Source organism: Candidatus Thiodiazotropha sp. AKAK3, from assembly GCF_058244645.1.
Map to the genome: position 1 here is coordinate 1 of NZ_JBSYOQ010000055.1, position 16,772 is coordinate 16,772.

Below are 16,772 nucleotides of genomic sequence, written 5' to 3' on the forward strand. Positions count from 1 at the left end.
GTGTAGGGTGGGGCCATGCCCCACCAAATACTGGTTAAGTAAGCGCCATGTCCCGCTGAGGATTGTCATCATCGTAGCGGGCACTGCCGATCAAACTCGGCTTGAAAATCATCCCCCAGGAGGGCACCAGAAACATCGCCGCCAAGGCATTGAGTATCAACACTACTTAAGCGCAAAGAGACTCATTGCATATAGTTCTTCAACTGGTTTTGGTGGGGCATGGCCCCACCCTACTGTTGAATCAAGAGTGTAGGGTGGGGCCATGCCCCACCAAATACTGGTTATGTAAGCGCCATGTCCCGCTGAGGTTTGTCAGCATAGAGTACGCCATCATCATCGTAGCGGGCGCTGCCGATGAAACTCGGCTTGAAAATCATCACCCAGGAGGGCACCAGGAACATCGCCGCCAGGGCATTGAGTATCAACATCACTACCAGTAGCAGAGCCGCATCGGCCTGGAAACGAAGATCAGAGATAAAGACCCACATGATCACACCACCGATCAGACAGGCCGCTGTAAAACCGATTGCCTTGCCGGTGGTGGCAATGGAAGTCAACACCGCCCGTTGCAGATCACCCGAGGCCTTTGCAGTCTCCTCACGAATCCGGTCCATGATATAGATGGAGTAGTCGATACCGACACCGATACCCACCGCAATGATCGGTACGGTATTGACGTTAATGCCGATCGATGCCAGCCCCATGTAGGCATAGGTGGAGACGGTACAGAACATCATCGCCAGAAACATGATGAATCCTGCATGGAGCGACATATAGAACCAGGTGACAAAGACAAAGATCAGCGCCAGCACCAGTGGAATGATCAACATGTTGCTCTCATAGGCCGATTCGTTCATTGCAGCGGTGACACCCACCAGACCACCAGCAAGTTCGATATGTAGTCCTTCAACACTATTGCCAGGATCGTTTATCCACTCTTTGGCTCGATGAATCGCCCGACGAATGGTCTTTGCCTGATGATCCTTGTAGAAGAAGACGATATTGGCCACACGGTCATCGGTATCAACAAACTCCTTAAGTGCGCCCGGCACTGGACTGGAAGCCATATAGGCGAACATCAAGCCACCCACATAGGCTTCGCTGTCGGGAATGATCGCCCAACGGGGATCGTCAGAGTGAAAGATCCGGTTAACCTGCTTCACCAGATCGGGTACCGCCTTGGCACCACCCAGTTCCGGGTCGAGCAGCATATGGTTCTGAAAAGACTCGATGGCTTGCAACACATCCGGCCGTTTCATACCCCCCTTCTCATCGGTTCTGGCAACGATATAGAGCTCCTCGGAACCGGGGAAGCGCTCGTTGATAACCTTGGAAGAGACGTTGTAGTCGTGATCGAGATAGAGTATCGGTGAACCGGGTTCCGACTCGCCAATCTGCACCTTACTGCTCTGCTGTGCACCCAACAGCAGAATCACACCAGCCAGGCCGAGGACGATCACCCCACCCTGTCGTTTCGCCACCAGTGAGGCCACCCGACCGAACAAGGCATCTTCTGCTGCCAAACGTTTGGCGGCGGGTTTCGGTTTCGGCAGCAGGGAGAGTATCAGGGGCACTGCAATCAGCACGGTAAACACCACACAGACTGCCCAAAGTGAGGCGTAGACACCCAGTTTCACATTGATCGGCACAGACCCCAGGGCGATCAGCAACAGGCCTATGGCATCCGACACTATGCCCAGGCTGCCAGGGCGGAATAGTGAATCAAAGGTTCGATGGGCAGCCTCCCGGGACTCACCCACCTCCTCCAGCTCATCGTAGAAGCGCTGCACCAACTGTATTGCGTGAGACATGGCCCTGGCGGAGATCAGAAAAGGTATTACCAGGGTCAGAGGATCCAGGTTGTAGTCGAGCAGGGAGAGAATTCCGAGCCCCCAGATCGCCGAGATGGTAATGCCGAACATGGGTAGCAAAATACCGTAGGCGCGACGAAAATAGATGATCAGCAGGAACAGCATGATCCCTACCGTGGTGGTGAAGATGAGAAACAGTTGATCGAGATAACTGTAGACCCAGCCCCACAACATCGGCTGGCCGGTGGCATAGATCGACACCCCGGCGGCCTCTTCCTGATCCCTTATCTGCTGAAGCTGAGTGAAGATTTCATCATAGTTCAACTGCCCTTCATTGAACTGAGCCTTGATCAATGCCGCTTTGAGATCCGGGGAGACCAGCAGTCCGAAGACCCGCGGATTACTCATCACATCATCGCGAAGTTTGTTCAGCTCATCTTCCGACCAACTCTCCTGGAGTGGATCATAATAGGGCTGGGAATTGACATCACCGGTCTCGGTCAGCCAGACCTTGCGTGAAGTTCGGTGGGTCAGGCTGGCGAGCAGATTGTGGTTGACGCCACTGACGTTATCCACCGCCTGGGTGATACGGTGAATACGGGCCAGGGTCTGCTGGGTGAAGATGTCACCCTCATCTACCACCACCGCCATCACCACATTATTGGCACCACCAAAGGTGTCGCGGATCGAATTATGCAACTGGATGTACTCATGCTCCTGGGGCAACAGGTCGGCAAAGTCAGAGTACATCTGCACCTTTGGAACCTGAAACGCGAAGAAAATGGTCAATGCAGCAATTACGGTGAGAAAGACCTTGGGGAATTTGAACACCAGGTCGTCAATATTTTTCAACCAGTGGGAGAAGGCGTGCATGGTCATTGGACAGCTCCTGCAGATTCGGTTGCGATGGGGCTGATGGTTCCCTGCCCACCCATCACCAACAGACGCTCCTCACCCTGAGGTATGGCGGTAATCAGATAGGAGAAGAGACGGGGTGCATCAGGCACCTTTTCCCAGAGGTCGCCTTGCAGCTGTAGCAGGGTTCCGTTATCGCCGGTGGCGTAGAGCCGCTCCCCCTGGGGAATCAGACTATAGATTGGTGCCTTACTGACCGACTCCTGGCGTTGCCAGCTCTCTCCCCGGTCTTTGGTATGCAGGATGGTGCCGCTCAAACCCGCAACCCAGCCCTCATCCAGGGTGCGGAACCAGGCTGCCATCGGGTAGAACTCGTTGGGGATATCATTGCCCCGCTCCCAGCTTTCACCGCTGTCATGGGTGAAGTAGAGCGAGCCGAACTCCCCGGCAACCACCCCATTATCCCTGTCGAGCCATTGGATCGAGGTAAACTGCATATCCTCCTGTTGGGATACCTCCTGCCAATTAGCAAGATTCTCATCGCTATGGATCAGGGTACTGAAACTGGCGGTGACCCAGAGCCGACCCCGGGGGTCACAACTGATTGCCATGGGACTCTCCATGGTCTCCAGCTGGGTCGCCTGCCATTCACCACCCTGGGCATCGGAGAACCAGACCTTGCGCACGGTGTCGATAGCGGCAAAGCTGCCATCTTCACAACTGCTCACTGCGATCAGTGAGGATTTTGTCGGCAGCTGGGTTCGCTGCCAGCTCTCACCCTTATCAACACTGGTCAGTACTGTGCCGTAGTCACCCACCGCAATGATCCGGCGATGGTTGGCAGCTGCTGCCTTCAGTTGATCAAAGCGGTAGATCGGTTTCTTTATCTCCCGCTCGACCAGGGTCAGATCCAAAGGGGCTTCGCAGCCACCGATCAATAGCGTTATGAACAACCAGGGGACGGCATACCAAGGGTTGAGTGGTTTCGTTCGATGATGTTTACTCATCTGCTGATCCTCTTGTCTCCAACCCGTTCAGTTTCAGAATGGGTGGTTATTATTTTCATATCTATGCATTTCTGCAGGGCCGAACCCTACACAAACCGCATACCAACACTACCCATTCCCTGGTAGCCCACATTCAGGCAGCCACCCTTCTCCATCGCCACAGCAGCGGTGATGCGACACTAAGTACACTATTCGGTGCGGCAGGGCCGCACCCTACCCACCAATCCTCTGTAGGGTGTGGCCCTGCCGCACCATCGATGTCTCACCTCGGAACTCCATCTCAATCTCACTTCACACAAACCGCATCCCGACACTGCCCAATCCCTGGTATCTCACATTCAGGCAATCTCCCTTTTCCATTGCTACAGCCGCAGTGATACCGCCGGTGAGAATCAGGGTGCCAGCAGGGATCTCCTCACCCCGCTCACCAAGCATGTTGGCCAGTAGTGCCACACTGGCAGCAGGATGGCCCAATACAGCGGCACCAGCGCCCAGCTCCACCACCTCGCCATTCTTCTCCATCACCACACCGAGGGTGCGCATATCCACATCGGCGGGATCGGCCATCTGGCCGCCCAGCACAAAGCGGGATGAGGAGGCGTTGTCAGCGATTACGCTGATCAGGTCGAAACGAAAATTCTCATATCGGGAGTCGATGATCTCCACCGCCGGGATGACGAAGTCTGTCGCGGCCAGCACATTGCCGATATGGCAACCTGGGCCACGCAACGGTGCCTTAGTGACAAATGCCAGCTCGGCCTCAACTTTGGGATGGATCAGCTGATCGGTCTCGATCTCGCCGCCATCGGGACGGTCGAAGTAGTCGGCGAGAAAACCGTAGATCGGTGTCTCCACCCCCATCTGCTTCATCTTCGCCCGCGAGGTAAGACCCACCTTCAGACCGATGATCTTGGTACCTCTTGCCTCCTTGCGGCGACGAATCTCAAACTGGATGTCATAGGCATCCTCGAAGTCCATATCAGGATATTGGCTAGTGATCTTGGTGGCGTCTTTCGCTTCCAGCTCACTGTTTTCCAGATACTCCGCCAGCTCCGCGATCTGTGTCTCTGTTAAAGTACCCATCAGTTTGCCCCCTGCGCCTTGGCCATCTCCATCGCCACATCTTCGATCATATCCTCCTGACCACCGATCATGCCCCGCTTACCCAGCTCAACCAGTACATCTCGGGATGAGACGCCATAACGCTCCTGAGCCCGCTTGGCAAACAGCAGGAAGGAGGAGTAGACCCCGGCATAACCCAGTGTCAGAGAATCCCTATCCACCCGGATAGGACGGTCCAGCATCGGCACAACCAGGTCTTCTGCCACATCCATCAGTTTGAACAGATCAACACCGGTCTCGACACCCATCCGCTCGGCTACAGCGACAAACACCTCAAGAGGGGTATTACCGGCGCCTGCGCCCATCCCTGCAGCAGAACCATCAATGCGGTTAGCACCGGCTTCCACCGCTGCCAATGAGTTGATCACCCCCAGTGAGAGGTTATGGTGACCATGAAAACCCAGTTCAGTTTCTGGCTGAAGAGCTTCCCGCACTGCACTCAGTCGCAGCTTTACATCATCGGGCAGCATGTAGCCTGCGGAGTCGGTAACGTAGATACAGTTGGCACCGAAACCCTCCATCAGTCTCGCCTGTTCGATCAGTTTTTCTGGGCCGACCATATGCGCCATCATCAGAAAGCCGACTGTGTCGAGGCCCAGCTCACGGGACTTGGTGATGTGCTGCTCAGAGACATCGGCTTCGGTACAGTGTGTCGCCACGCGAATGGTATCCACACCACAATCGGCAGCCATCTCCAGTTCAGGTACCGTGCCGATACCGGGCAACAGCAGCGCTGAGATCTTCGCCTGTTTCACATGGGGGCGTACCGCCCGCAGATACTCTTCATCACTGTGTGCGGGAAAGCCGTAGTTCACCGATGCCCCGGCCAGGCCGTCGCCATGGGTGACTTCGATCATCGGCACCCCGGACTCATCCAGGGCCGAGGCCACAGCAACCATCTCGTCGAGGCTGATCTGATGGCGTTTGGCATGCATGCCGTCACGCAGGCTCATATCGTGGATGGTTATTTTCTTACCGGATAGATTCATGATTAACTCCTCAGGCCGATGCCGCTTGCAATACTAATGTTCCGTTGACGATCTCTTCCGCGAACATCTCTGCGGTTCGCAGACCCGCAGCGGTCATAATGTCCAGATTACCGGCAAACTTTGGCAGGTAATCACCCAGCCCCTCCACCTCCATGAATACCGAGACCCGGTTACCGTCGAACACCGGACCGTTTTTCAATCGATAGCCAGGCACATACTTCTGTACCTCCTTGATCATCGCTTCAATCGACTGCGTAATGGCAGCCTGGTCTGGCTCATCTTCGGTGATGCAATGAACGGTATCGCGCATCATCAATGGCGGCTCCGCAGGATTGAGGATGATGATCGCCTTACCTTTTTTGGCACCACCAACCTTCTCCACAGCACCGGATGTGGTCTGGGTGAACTCATCAATATTCTTGCGTGTGCCAGGCCCGGCTGAGCGGGATGAAACCGTAGCAACGATCTCCCCGTAAGCCACCGCTTGTACCCGACTGACTGCGGCAACCATTGGAATGGTCGCCTGTCCACCGCAGGTCACCATGTTGACGTTCAGTTCACGCTTGCCGACATGATCCTTGAGGTTGACCGGCGGCACGCAGAAGGGACCGATCGCAGCCGGAGTAAGATCGATCATGATCGAGCCCTGCTCCTGCACTTTGCGATTGTTTTCCCCGTGTACATAGGCAGATGTGGCGTCGAAACAGATCTGAATATTGTCATCCTTCATATGGGGCACCAGTCCGTCGACCCCCTCATGGGTGGTCTTCAGGCCCAGCTTACGGGCTCTCTCCAACCCCTCGGAAGCGGCGTCTATACCCACCATCCAGACAGGATTGATCCAGTCACTGCGCAGTGCCTTGTAGAGCAGATCGGTACCGATGTTGCCGGAGCCGATCAGGGCGGCGTTGATTTTGTTCATTAATCCTAACCTCGTAGATTTAACAGGGCCTCAGCCCTTGCTCTTATGTTTACCTGCATCCCAGCTCCTCATGGAAAATCAGGTGAAACGGACCGAAGCAGAGCCGATACCACCGATCTCCACCCGCATAAAGTCTCCCGCCACCACCGGTTCGAGTGGTACCAGAGAGCCAGAGAGGATCACCTCTCCCGCTTTCAGGGGAATGCCGAAGCTTCCCAGGGTATTGGCCAGCCAGGCGACACAATTCACCGGTGAACCGAGTGCTGCAGCACCAGCACCGGTAGAGAGCAGTTGTCCGTTCTTCTCTACCACCATGCCTGCAGTTGCCAGGTCGACCTTGCGTGGATCCACCGCCCTGTCACCCAGCACGAATAGTCCACAGGAGGCGTTGTCCGCCACCGTGTCCTGGATCTTGATCTTCCAATCCCGGATGCGGGAGTCGACGATTTCAAAGCAGGGGATTACCGCTTCGGTAGCCCGCAATACATCGGCATTACTGACTCCGGGGCCGATCAGATCACGCTTCAGCATGAAGGCGATCTCCCCCTCGGCCCGAGGCTGGATCAGCTGTTCACTGATCGGCATCTCATCGCCATTACCGTAGACCATTCGATCTGTGAGATAACCGAAATCCGGCTGGTGCACATTGAGCATGTTCTGCACCGCTTTTGAGGTGACACCGATCTTCTTACCAATGATCGATTCACCGCTCTCAACCCGTCGGTTCACCATTCGCAGGGAGATGTGGTAGGCATCCTCCATGGTGATCTCCGGTTCCCGCTCCGTCAGCGGGTCGATCATCTGCCGCTGACTCAGGGCCTGATAGAGCTCGTCCCCCAGCTCATCTATACGTTGTTCGTTCAACATCGATAACTCCTCAAAGCTTGATACAGACGTTTTTGAGTTCGGTGTAGAACTCTAGAGAGTGAACGCCACCTTCACGGCCGATACCTGACTGTTTGGAGCCACCAAAGGGGGTGCGCAGATCGCGCAGAAACCAGGAGTTGACCCAGGCGATGCCTGCGTCCACTTGAGCCGCAACCCGATGGGCACGGGAGCCGTTCTCGGTCCAGATCGCTGTTGCCAGGCCATATTCGGTATCGTTGGCCAGAGCGATCGCCTCCTCTTCGCTGTCGAAGGGACGGATGTGACAACAGGGACCAAAAATCTCCTCCTGTACACAAGCAGCATCGTCAGGCAGATCGGTCCAGATGGTCGGCTCTACCCAAGCGCCTGATGCCAGAGAATCGGCCATTTCAGGGGTGCCGCCGCCGGTGACTACAGTAGCTCCCTCCTCCTCTGCTTTACGATAGTAGGAGAGCACTTTATCCCGGTGTTCTTCGCTGATCAGCGGCCCCAAATCGGTTTCCGGGTCGTCCCACTTGCCCAGCTTCAAAGCCTCGGCACCGCTTTTCAGCCGCTCAACGAAGGTTTCATAGATCGGCCGTTCAACATAGACCCGCTCTGTCCCCAGACAGACCTGACCACAGTTGGCAAAGGCTGAGCGCAGGGTACCTTCGATAGCCTTGTCCATATCGCAGTCGGCAAAGATCAGGGCCGGGTTTTTGCCACCAAGCTCAAAGGAGATGTCGGTAATATCATCTGCAGCCGCTTTCATAATCGCCGAACCGGTTCCGGTTTCGCCGGTGAAGGTAATGCCAGAAACCCCTTTGTGGCGGGTGAGGAACTCACCGGCAGAGTTGGGGCCGAAACCATGCACTACGTTGTAGACCCCCTTCGGAATCCCCACCTGGTTCATCACTTCACCCAGCAGCGCAGTGGTCAACGGAGTCTCTTCTGATGGTTTGACCACCACGGTGTTGCCACAAGCCAATGCCGGACCCACCTTCCAGGTCATCAACAGCAGGGGCAGATTCCAGGGACTGATCACTGCAATCACACCTTTGGGTTTACGTACTGAATAGTTGAGTGCACCCTGCCCATCCGGCGTATCCAGCATGAAGCTCTCAGTCGGCACATTCTTCACCACATCGGCAAAGATCTTAAAGTTGGCCGCACCCCGCGGGATATCGATATGACAGGCCAGCTTTTGCGGTTTGCCCGTATCTAGACACTCCGCCTCAAGAAACTCATCGAACCTGGCTGTAATACCATCCGCCAGTTTGTGCAACAGGTTGGTACGTTCCGCCAGTGGCATCTTGCCCCAATCCCCCTGCAGAGCTGCACGGGCTGCATTCACTGCTGCGTCCACCTCTGGTGCACCTGCCTCATGCACTATGCCGATCTTCTCCCCAGTCGCCGGGTTGATGTTGTCGAACAACTTGCCCGAAGCAGATCCGACAAATTCACCATTGATGAAGTGTTTGACCTCTTTCATTCTATTCACCGTCATTACGCCTATGTCCTAAGATTTCCCGCTGCATGCATCGGGGGTTTTGTTCAATTTGTGGCAATCCCGATGGCTTCCAATCCAGCCAAAGCGCACTGCTCATCCTCAGCTTCCGAAGCGCCGGATACACCGACAGCACCAACCAGTTCACCATCCACCCGGATAGGCAGACCGCCACCGAAAATCACCAGCCGATCGCGCTGTACCAGCCCTTCACGTAGAGCCGGCTGATCACCGATTGCCGACATCCACTCCGAAGTGGGAAAACCGAAACTCACCGCGGTATAGGCCTTGTCTATAGAGATCGAGATAGAGTGCAGGGCCGCATTGTTGTGACGTTGAAAAGCAAGCAGATTGCCACCCCGGTCAACAACAGCGGCATTCACCGTGACACCCAACTCCTCAGCTCGCCGATTGGCAGCCTTCACCACCTCCATGGCACTTTGCCAATGGAGACTTTTTGCACTGACAGTTATTACAGCCATCTTCAATTCTTCTCTTTACTTTTATGCCCAGACACATCATTACTACGGTCAAATTCACTCCAGCTCTTCATAAAGTGGCGTGCATTCTCCTGGTGACCTGTTTCAGTGAAACCCTCGATCTTTAACTGATCCCTGGAGACACCCACTTCGCCCAGAGTGATCTGGATAAATCGAACCGCCTGATCGTCGCTCGTTACCGCCATGAACTCCTCCTATTGGGTCTTCACCCACTATCGTTGATATTGTGCTTATGCTTCTTCTATTTACGGAGCGCTATACTGCGCTCTCGGATACTTCTTGATTCGGTTTCGGCGCCAACCTCAAACAGAGGTCGCTCTTGGGGACGACACGGCACGACAAAACAATGCCCAGGCGCTCCTCTTCCTCACTAACATGGGTGCGGCTCATCTTGCGGGTCTCGTAATTCCCTTTGGTGATCTGGATACGACAGACGCCACAGCCGCCGCCTTTGCAACCAACCGGAATCGAGCCTAAACCCTGGGCCTGCATCGCATGCAACAGGCGCTGCTCATCACCACAATGGAAACTGGCATCCTTGTCCTCGACATAGATTTCAAATCGCACTAGAGCCTCTTGAATACCGGGCTGCGTTTACGACTCTCTTCATCCTTGGTGAGAAAACGCTCGGTGAAAATATCGTTTTCAAACAGACGGCCCTGCATCAAGGCACGAATTGCCGCCTCAATCATTACCGGGGGACCGCAAAGATAGGCAGTATTTCCAGCAAAGCTGTTATCGAAAAGACGCTGTGCCGCTTCGTGGACATAACCGGTTTCCCCACGCCACTCATCCCCCTCTTCCATCTGTGAAAGCACAGGGACATAACTGAAGTTCTGATGTTTTTCAGCCAGAGAGCTGAACAGCTCCTGGTCATAGAGATCCCGCTTCGCACGTACACCATGCAGCAGTGTGATTGGAGTAGTAGAGCCGTTCTCCAACAGATCGAGAATCATAGACTTGGGACTGGAAAGACCAGTACCCCCAGCGATAAACAGCATCGGTTCGGTACGGGAGCTGCGCACAAAAAAACGACCATAGGGCCCGGTGACTTTCAACTTGTCACCGACCTTCAGATCGTTGTGAATAATCGGTGTCGCTTGACCATCTGCAACCAGACGGATCTGCAATTCGATAAGATTGCTGTCAGATGGTTTATTGGCCAGACTGAAGGCGCGAGGTACTTCAATCCCAGGCAGATAGAGATTGATATATTGGCCAGCCTGAAAGTCGATACCATCTCCATCCAACTGCAGCCACACCCCCTTCACATCATGGGTCAGGTTTTCCAGCCTGACGACTTCGACTTCGAAATCCCTGACTGGAATAACACGGGCATCGGGCTCCTCATCAATGTCGGCCTCGATCACCGTATCCGACTGAAGAGTTGCACAACAGGCCAGCACCTTCCCCTCGTCACGCTCCATATCCATCAAAGCAAAATTTGAGGCATCACCAATCTCCACATCACCGTCAACCACCTCTACCTTGCAGGTACCACATAGACCATGGCAGCACGCATGAGGCATCCAGATACCCGCTCGAAGACAGGCATCCAGGATATTCTGACCCTCTTCGACTTCGACCTCGTCACCGGTGGGTTCGATGGTAAGTTGGTAGGACATGGTAATCGCTCCAAAATATCGATAAACACAAGAATAGCGATATTTTATCGATTTGCAAGATTATTATCGATATTTTTTGTAAATCCATATTAAACGACTAGAATATTGATAAAAGTCACTGTTGCGCATATAAATAGAAGGTAGGGTATAGTTTGCTCTCCCCTCACAGTCGTTAACCGGAAAATGCTGCTATGGCAAGAACTTACAATGATGGCAACACACAGAACGGTGCCAGGACCCTGACCGATCAAGCCTATCTAAAGCTAAGGTCCGACATCATTCATGGGGTGTTGCAGCCGGAAGAGAAACTACGTATTGAGCACCTGAGGGAGAGCTACGGCGTTGGCGCAAGCCCACTTCGTGAAGCCCTGAGCCGCCTTACCGCTGATGGATTTGTCACAGCCGAGGGGCAGCGCGGCTTTCGTGTGGCTCCAATGTCAGAGACAGACCTCGCCGACATTACCCGCATGCGTATCCTGCTGGAGAAACAGGCCCTGAGTCAGAGCATCGAACATGGAGACGATGCCTGGGAATCCCAGATCGTGGCAACCTTTTATCAACTTGAGAAAGTAGAGGAGTCCGAAAAGAGAGACCCGGCAGAGTGGGAGATCCGCAATCACGATTTTCATGAAGCGCTGATTGCCGGATGCACCTCAAAATGGCTGCGTCGCTTTTACGGCATCCTCTATGATCAGCACAAACGCTATCGCAACATCGCCTTGAGCACAGAGATCCCCCGGGATCTGCACCAGGAACATGAAGCGCTACGCAACGCTGCCCTGGCCAGGGATAAACAACGGGCCTGCGACGCCATAGAACAACACATTATGAGAACTGCTGAAATCACTTTGCGGGTTCTCAAAGAAGAGGCAGACAGAGAGAAAGAGATCGCAGAGGTTGTATCAACACAGAGCTGAATAAAACCGCAGAACCAGTTTTAGATTTAGATGAACTGGTCTCAACCAGATCTGACACTTCTACTTGAAAAGAAGAGAGTTACCCGTTTTGATAAAGGTATCGAAACTTTAATCAAACATTCAAGATGTAACTCTTGAATGTATAATGAGAGTAACCCAATCATTAAACACAAAGAAGTATTACTCAATCTAGCCGAAGAGCAGGGCAAATGTCTCTAAATCGCCTTTTGCTTCTTCGTACCGCCATTTTTGCTGCCTGGCCGTCCATACCTCTCCTGCACGTTTACGAAAGACGATGGCGCGTTGATTTATGTGAAGAGCGGGCATTTGTAAAATTAACGCCTGAACTCACTGGGAAATATAAGCTTCATAACCAGTGGAGTAGCTTAATTTTCTATGCGACCTTGTTAGATTAATTTAGCTAGAAAATTAACTGTTCTAAGTATTAACTTGTAGCCGATTGCAGTAATACTGCTTTCGTTAAAGACTAATCACAATTACCTTCGAATAGGGCGCAGGGTGTACATATCATAAAGTTTTTTTCTACAGTCTTAACGTCCTCTTCACAGGGCACAAAATGCGGAGCGAATGACGAACACTTTTTTTGTAATCCGTGAGCGAGCGGCTGTTATACATTGGTATTGTTCAAAATCGTGAAATATTCTTTTAACGTGTGTTTGCCATATTCTGGGGCTAGCATATTCATTGACATGACTGTCATGAAAAATTCAACTGGTCCATATACTCTACTTCCAGTTAATAACCTGACCATTTTGAGAATGGTAACTCTTACCCAATCTGGAATATAAGTTATTTTCGGCTTAGTGCCCAAAATGTCAAAAGCTATCAATGCAATATCATTCTGAGTGATTGTTTCAGGGCCTCCTATTTCAACCTCTTTATACGGCTTATCGATAGCATCTACGCAAACAGTCGCTAAGTCTTCACCGTGGATTGGGTTCGCTCTCAGCTCTCCATCTCCGAAAAGATATATTCTCCCTCTTTTTGCCATTTTAAAATATTCTGACATATCAGAGAAAAACCCATTCGGACGAACAACACAATAATCTAACCCTGACTTCTTCAATTGCTCAACAAACATCTCTTTCGCATCACATATTTTCAAATTTCTAAGCTTCTCACCATTTAGAACTGAAACATAAATAAATTTTTTAACTCCACTTTTTCTAGCTTCATTCAACAAATTCATATTAGCTTGATAATCTACATCCATATAAGTAAGACCATCTTTTTGCCTTGTAATGCCAACTGTTGAAATAACGACATCAATACCTTTGCAGCACTCACTGATGGAATCTGGTTCAGTCAGTTCCGCCTTAAGCACTTCGTTGGCTTCAATATTATTTTGCTCAAGTTTTTTTGGGTTTCGAGCAATCGTTCTAAAAAAGCAGGATCTTTTTTGAAGTTCCTTTGCAATATAGCTTCCCAAGTAACCTGTTGATCCAGCCAATAAGATTCTTTTCATAATGCACTCAAATGTAATGTATAAAGTATCTATCAGCGGTGCAGAAGCGTTAGCGACTGCGTCCGATAAAACCGTGGTTAACCTATATGAAAACAGCCCCACAAAACGAAAATACCTACTAATGCCGCCATGGCCACATCAACAGAGTGCCATCCCGTCCAGTCTGCCTCACTACGTATAAATTTGTCTCGTAACTTTTCGCTTAAAATAAAGCCAGAGATGATTTAATGGCTATTGCTGTTTTCTCTCAGAAGCGGTGGGCGAAAGACCAGCGCAATAAGTATCTTAAACAGCTCGATGATTCCTTCAATCAGTTAGCTGAAAATCCAAATCTTGGAAGCGCCTGCGATTAGATTAGACCTGGCTATCAGAATTTCCCCGTTATAAGCCACACAATCTACTATCAACTCTCTAGTGACAAATGTGTGGAAATAATCAGGATTCTTCACAAACATATGGATGTATCTTCTAACCTTTTTACCAGCCATAACCGGACAGTAAATGCAGAGCGCAGCTCAGCCTTTTTTCATCCGAGTGATTTGCCTTGTTATATGCTAACTCACAATGTAAACTATTTATACGCATTGAGTATACGCATTACATCTAGGAGGCAAGTTCTAATGCCACAGTTTTATGACTCAAAAGCCCCGAAGAAACCAACAAATTTAAGTATAAATAGCGACTTACTTTCAAAAGCTCGCGCGCAGAAAATAAACCTCTCAGCCACACTTGAGAGAGCACTAGCTCAACAATTACGCCAAAGCGAGCGTGAAAAATGGAAAAGTGATAATAGGGAAGCCATCGAAGCATTGAACGAATTGGTTGAGAAACATGGATTGTTTTCTGATTCATTCAGGGATTTTTAATGTGTCAATTTTCGGTTTATAAAAATGATGATAAGGCAACAAAGAAAACATACCCTTATTTTCTAAACGTGCAAAATGATTTACTCGATGAACTTAATTCACGAGTAGTTATACCTTTTTCAACACCCGGTTCGATAAAACATAGGGTTGCCAAAAAACTTTGCCCATTAATAAAGATAAGTGATAAAGAGTTTGTACTTTTAACCCATCAAATTACAACTGTTCCGGAATCTCTGCTTCGAACCCAAGTAACGGAAGTCGAAGCATTTAGGGTAGAAATAATTTCGGCTATAGATCTGCTATTTACTGGCATATAACGTTCAGCGAACCAGCAGAGGCGCGCCAGCACCGAAGTCCGTCTTGCGCTGCTGGGTAGGTTTCATTTTGGGGCTACACCAACTACGAAGTATTTAGAATAGTGAACTCCTTTTGCTAGAATCATATCTTCAGTGAATTTACCTAAATTCTTTCCATCTACATCCCACAGCATCTCATCTGTAACCCAACTATATTGTTGTAAATGCTCATCTAGGCATCTAAAAACATTTTTCACCTTATCTAGTGTGAATTCATCACATAACATTGCCCACCTTCCCCAATGAATGTCTGGTAGGATTACTTTTCCTTTATAAACCGGGATTTTCCAAACACGCACATTTCCCTTCAAAGATCGATACACCATAAATGTCATCGAATAGGTAGCTCCTTCGGAGGTAATTATCTCAGATTCACCTTCTCCAATGTGGTCGATAGGAATATGCGGTCGATTTGCTAACGCTCGCTCACTAACATTCAACGATGCTATAAATGGAACTGCAGCTACTACCAATCCAGAAACACCAAATAGAGCTGTGATAAATGTAAGAATTTTCCTTTTCATTTTGAAAACCTAACGTTCAAAGCAGCCGCGTACTTTACAGCGTCGGCTGCTTTGCTTGTTATGTGGTAACTCACCTTCAACTTACTTCGCAACCTACTGGTAACGAGCAAGCTACTACGGACGCCACACGCGGAAATTTATAGGCTAATATCCCACCGACAATGGCTCCAATAAGTATTGCTGGACCAATATCAATTATTAAGGCAGAAATTGGGAGAATAGTTATCGAGCCATAGAAAAGCCGCACTAACACACCAATAAAACCACCAATAAGCGCGAAGCTAAGTACAATAAGTAGCACTTCTGCTCTCGGTAGCATTTTTTTGGATTTTTCTTGATCCTTCATTTATCGATCCTTTCTCACATAACGAGGCTGAAGAAAAACACAAAAAAGTCGCAGTGCGACTTTCTTCAGTATTATTAATGTTCAACATACTTTATGTATCCTTTAATATCTAAACTACTTCGAAAAACGAAGCTATTTATTACTGATTGGCCTCTTTACGCTGCTATCTTTCCGTAATTCATAATCTTTTCGATATTATGGACTATACAATAGAGTTGCCATTGACCCTGGACTTTACGTTTGCCCCTTAGGCTGAATCGTTTGAGTCCCTTATTTGTTCCGATATTAACGAAGACCGGCTCTACAGTCGACATTCGGTGACTATATATCTGTTTGCCTTCTTCACTATCAACACGTTGCTTCATCCAGTCAGTGTAACTTGGTTTGTCACTCTTATTTAATATAAACGAGACTTGTCGTCCTTAACCAAACCGGAGAACCAAACCGGACACCCATCGATATCTTGCCAAATATAATCCAGTCTGGCATTCTTTTAATCTTCATCAGCTATCAAGGAGTGATACGATGCCCAAGCCAAGGAAAGCCCTGGTGCTTCTGGAAGAAACCCCTTACTACTACTGCGTCTCCCGATGTGTTCGCCGCGCTTTTCTTTGCGGTGTGGATTCCCATACCGGTGAAAGCTATGAACATCGACGCCAGTGGATCGTCGATCGCATGAAACAACTTGTTGATATTTTTGCAATTGATATCTGTTCATATGCTGTACTCCACAATCACTATCACGTTATTCTCCATGTCGATAGCCAACTTGCTGTAGAGTGGGATGATCATGAAGTGATTGGACGTTGGGGTAGGCTCTTTTCACTACCCGTGGTTGTACAACGCTATCTGGGCAAGGAGACTATAACTCTTGTAGAACGCGATACGGTTTCTGAATTGCTGACTAAATGGCGCACAAGGCTTCACGACATCAGCTGGTTTATGCGCTGTCTTAATGAGCCGATTGCCCGTAAGGCCAATAAAGATGATGGCTGTACGGGTCGCTTCTGGGAGGGGCGCTATAAATCCCAGGCGCTGTTAGATGAGAAGGCCCTCGCAGCCTGTATGGCCTATGTAGATCTCAACCCGATTC

Annotated in this window: 20 protein-coding genes and 2 pseudogenes; 5 read left to right on the top strand and 17 right to left on the bottom strand. The window is 50.4% G+C overall.

The features are described from left to right. Positions 1-34: 34 nt before the first annotated feature. The 12 genes from AC4IE7_RS13950 to AC4IE7_RS14005 all read right to left on the bottom strand — a co-directional run bounded on the left by AC4IE7_RS13950 (position 35) and on the right by AC4IE7_RS14005 (position 11,184). Positions 35-163, bottom strand: a complete 129-nt coding sequence (locus AC4IE7_RS13950) for a hypothetical protein (RefSeq protein WP_490777460.1) — start codon at positions 161-163, stop codon at positions 35-37. Positions 164-281: 118 nt separating this feature from the next. Next, on the bottom strand, positions 282-2,690 hold the full coding sequence (locus AC4IE7_RS13955; RefSeq protein ID WP_490777461.1) for an efflux RND transporter permease subunit: 2,409 nt from the start codon (positions 2,688-2,690) through the stop codon (positions 282-284). Beyond that, entirely contained in the window at positions 2,687-3,673 is a 987-nt protein-coding gene (locus AC4IE7_RS13960) for a WD40/YVTN/BNR-like repeat-containing protein (RefSeq protein WP_490777462.1), read from the bottom strand. The genes AC4IE7_RS13955 and AC4IE7_RS13960 overlap by 4 nt, the downstream gene beginning before the upstream one ends. A gap of 291 nt (positions 3,674-3,964) precedes the next feature. Continuing rightward, entirely contained in the window at positions 3,965-4,756 is a 792-nt protein-coding gene (gene dmpH, locus AC4IE7_RS13965) for a 2-oxo-3-hexenedioate decarboxylase (protein ID WP_490777463.1), read from the bottom strand. Further along, on the bottom strand, positions 4,756-5,784 hold the full coding sequence (gene dmpG, locus AC4IE7_RS13970) for a 4-hydroxy-2-oxovalerate aldolase (RefSeq protein ID WP_490777464.1): 1,029 nt from the start codon (positions 5,782-5,784) through the stop codon (positions 4,756-4,758). Before dmpG ends, dmpH begins: the two co-directional genes overlap by 1 nt. Before the next feature lie 10 nt (positions 5,785-5,794). Beyond that, the gene (locus AC4IE7_RS13975; protein ID WP_490777465.1) at positions 5,795-6,706 is read right to left on the bottom strand and encodes an acetaldehyde dehydrogenase (acetylating); all 912 of its coding nucleotides are present in this window, start codon (positions 6,704-6,706) and stop codon (positions 5,795-5,797) included. 78 nt (positions 6,707-6,784) lie between these two features. Further along, complete coding sequence (gene dmpE / locus AC4IE7_RS13980; RefSeq protein WP_490777466.1) at positions 6,785-7,573, bottom strand: 2-oxopent-4-enoate hydratase; 789 nt, start codon at positions 7,571-7,573, stop codon at positions 6,785-6,787. 10 nt (positions 7,574-7,583) lie between these two features. Then, on the bottom strand, positions 7,584-9,044 hold the full coding sequence (locus AC4IE7_RS13985; RefSeq protein ID WP_490777467.1) for a 2-hydroxymuconic semialdehyde dehydrogenase: 1,461 nt from the start codon (positions 9,042-9,044) through the stop codon (positions 7,584-7,586). 62 nt (positions 9,045-9,106) lie between these two features. After that, complete coding sequence (locus AC4IE7_RS13990) at positions 9,107-9,541, bottom strand: GlcG/HbpS family heme-binding protein (protein ID WP_490777468.1); 435 nt, start codon at positions 9,539-9,541, stop codon at positions 9,107-9,109. 2 nt (positions 9,542-9,543) lie between these two features. After that, positions 9,544-9,744: a hypothetical protein gene (locus tag AC4IE7_RS13995; protein WP_490777469.1), complete on the bottom strand. Its 201-nt coding sequence runs from the start codon at positions 9,742-9,744 to the stop codon at positions 9,544-9,546. A 70-nt stretch (positions 9,745-9,814) separates the two neighbouring features. Then, on the bottom strand, positions 9,815-10,126 hold the full coding sequence (locus tag AC4IE7_RS14000; protein WP_490777470.1) for a 2Fe-2S iron-sulfur cluster-binding protein: 312 nt from the start codon (positions 10,124-10,126) through the stop codon (positions 9,815-9,817). Continuing rightward, the gene (locus AC4IE7_RS14005) at positions 10,126-11,184 is read right to left on the bottom strand and encodes an NADH:ubiquinone reductase (Na(+)-transporting) subunit F (protein ID WP_490777471.1); all 1,059 of its coding nucleotides are present in this window, start codon (positions 11,182-11,184) and stop codon (positions 10,126-10,128) included. The genes AC4IE7_RS14000 and AC4IE7_RS14005 overlap by 1 nt, the downstream gene beginning before the upstream one ends. Positions 11,185-11,375: 191 nt before the next feature. On the opposite strand from AC4IE7_RS14005, the gene AC4IE7_RS14010 reads away from it, so the two are divergent. Beyond that, a complete protein-coding gene (locus AC4IE7_RS14010) occupies positions 11,376-12,101 on the top strand; it encodes an FCD domain-containing protein (protein ID WP_490777472.1) in 726 nt (241 codons plus the stop codon). Between the two features lie 189 nt (positions 12,102-12,290). Here the strand turns inward: AC4IE7_RS14010 and AC4IE7_RS14015 are convergent, their stop codons facing one another. Both AC4IE7_RS14015 and AC4IE7_RS14020 read right to left on the bottom strand, forming a co-directional pair. Beyond that, a complete protein-coding gene (locus AC4IE7_RS14015; RefSeq protein WP_490777473.1) occupies positions 12,291-12,428 on the bottom strand; it encodes a hypothetical protein in 138 nt (45 codons plus the stop codon). 301 nt (positions 12,429-12,729) lie between these two features. Continuing rightward, the gene (locus tag AC4IE7_RS14020) at positions 12,730-13,587 is read right to left on the bottom strand and encodes an SDR family oxidoreductase (RefSeq protein WP_490777474.1); all 858 of its coding nucleotides are present in this window, start codon (positions 13,585-13,587) and stop codon (positions 12,730-12,732) included. A 221-nt stretch (positions 13,588-13,808) separates the two neighbouring features. Between AC4IE7_RS14020 and AC4IE7_RS14025 the strand changes: the two are divergent. The 3 genes and pseudogenes from AC4IE7_RS14025 to AC4IE7_RS14035 all read left to right on the top strand — a co-directional run. Then, a pseudogene (locus AC4IE7_RS14025) lies at positions 13,809-13,940 on the top strand (type II toxin-antitoxin system RelE/ParE family toxin); the annotation flags it as partial. Between the two features lie 267 nt (positions 13,941-14,207). After that, positions 14,208-14,453, top strand: a complete 246-nt coding sequence (locus AC4IE7_RS14030; protein WP_490777475.1) for a type II toxin-antitoxin system CcdA family antitoxin — start codon at positions 14,208-14,210, stop codon at positions 14,451-14,453. Beyond that, positions 14,453-14,770, top strand: coding sequence for a CcdB family protein (locus AC4IE7_RS14035; protein WP_490777476.1), 318 nt, complete (start codon positions 14,453-14,455; stop codon positions 14,768-14,770). Before AC4IE7_RS14030 ends, AC4IE7_RS14035 begins: the two co-directional genes overlap by 1 nt. A gap of 62 nt (positions 14,771-14,832) precedes the next feature. On the opposite strand, the gene AC4IE7_RS14040 is transcribed toward AC4IE7_RS14035, so the two are convergent. From AC4IE7_RS14040 to AC4IE7_RS14050, 3 genes and pseudogenes are all read right to left on the bottom strand, one after another. Then, positions 14,833-15,333, bottom strand: coding sequence for a hypothetical protein (locus AC4IE7_RS14040; protein ID WP_490777477.1), 501 nt, complete (start codon positions 15,331-15,333; stop codon positions 14,833-14,835). Positions 15,334-15,409: 76 nt separating this feature from the next. Then, positions 15,410-15,679 (bottom strand): hypothetical protein, encoded by a 270-nt coding sequence (locus AC4IE7_RS14045; RefSeq protein WP_490777478.1) that lies wholly within the window; start codon positions 15,677-15,679, stop codon positions 15,410-15,412. A 155-nt stretch (positions 15,680-15,834) separates the two neighbouring features. Then, a pseudogene (locus tag AC4IE7_RS14050) lies at positions 15,835-16,101 on the bottom strand (transposase); the annotation flags it as partial. Positions 16,102-16,204: 103 nt separating this feature from the next. Between AC4IE7_RS14050 and AC4IE7_RS14055 the strand changes: the two are divergent. After that, the coding region (locus AC4IE7_RS14055; protein ID WP_490777479.1) for a transposase at positions 16,205-16,772 on the top strand (568 nt) is incomplete at its 3' end.

What these genes read in the sequence shown, in the direction of transcription:
- AC4IE7_RS13955 (WP_490777461.1), bottom strand. Translation starts at nt 2,690, where the DNA reads ATGACCATGCACGCCTTCTCCCACTGGTTGAAAAATATTGACGACCTG.
- AC4IE7_RS13960 (WP_490777462.1), bottom strand. Translation starts at nt 3,673, where the DNA reads ATGAGTAAACATCATCGAACGAAACCACTCAACCCTTGGTATGCCGTC.
- dmpH (WP_490777463.1), bottom strand. Translation starts at nt 4,756, where the DNA reads ATGGGTACTTTAACAGAGACACAGATCGCGGAGCTGGCGGAGTATCTG.
- dmpG (WP_490777464.1), bottom strand. Translation starts at nt 5,784, where the DNA reads ATGAATCTATCCGGTAAGAAAATAACCATCCACGATATGAGCCTGCGT.
- AC4IE7_RS13975 (WP_490777465.1), bottom strand. Translation starts at nt 6,706, where the DNA reads ATGAACAAAATCAACGCCGCCCTGATCGGCTCCGGCAACATCGGTACC.
- dmpE (WP_490777466.1), bottom strand. Translation starts at nt 7,573, where the DNA reads ATGTTGAACGAACAACGTATAGATGAGCTGGGGGACGAGCTCTATCAG.
- AC4IE7_RS13985 (WP_490777467.1), bottom strand. Translation starts at nt 9,044, where the DNA reads ATGAAAGAGGTCAAACACTTCATCAATGGTGAATTTGTCGGATCTGCT.
- AC4IE7_RS13990 (WP_490777468.1), bottom strand. Translation starts at nt 9,541, where the DNA reads ATGGCTGTAATAACTGTCAGTGCAAAAAGTCTCCATTGGCAAAGTGCC.
- AC4IE7_RS13995 (WP_490777469.1), bottom strand. Translation starts at nt 9,744, where the DNA reads ATGGCGGTAACGAGCGACGATCAGGCGGTTCGATTTATCCAGATCACT.
- AC4IE7_RS14005 (WP_490777471.1), bottom strand. Translation starts at nt 11,184, where the DNA reads ATGTCCTACCAACTTACCATCGAACCCACCGGTGACGAGGTCGAAGTC.
- AC4IE7_RS14010 (WP_490777472.1), top strand. Translation starts at nt 11,376, where the DNA reads ATGGCAAGAACTTACAATGATGGCAACACACAGAACGGTGCCAGGACC.
- AC4IE7_RS14015 (WP_490777473.1), bottom strand. Translation starts at nt 12,428, where the DNA reads ATGCCCGCTCTTCACATAAATCAACGCGCCATCGTCTTTCGTAAACGT.
- AC4IE7_RS14020 (WP_490777474.1), bottom strand. Translation starts at nt 13,587, where the DNA reads ATGAAAAGAATCTTATTGGCTGGATCAACAGGTTACTTGGGAAGCTAT.
- AC4IE7_RS14030 (WP_490777475.1), top strand. Translation starts at nt 14,208, where the DNA reads ATGCCACAGTTTTATGACTCAAAAGCCCCGAAGAAACCAACAAATTTA.
- AC4IE7_RS14035 (WP_490777476.1), top strand. Translation starts at nt 14,453, where the DNA reads ATGTGTCAATTTTCGGTTTATAAAAATGATGATAAGGCAACAAAGAAA.
- AC4IE7_RS14040 (WP_490777477.1), bottom strand. Translation starts at nt 15,333, where the DNA reads ATGAAAAGGAAAATTCTTACATTTATCACAGCTCTATTTGGTGTTTCT.
- AC4IE7_RS14045 (WP_490777478.1), bottom strand. Translation starts at nt 15,679, where the DNA reads ATGAAGGATCAAGAAAAATCCAAAAAAATGCTACCGAGAGCAGAAGTG.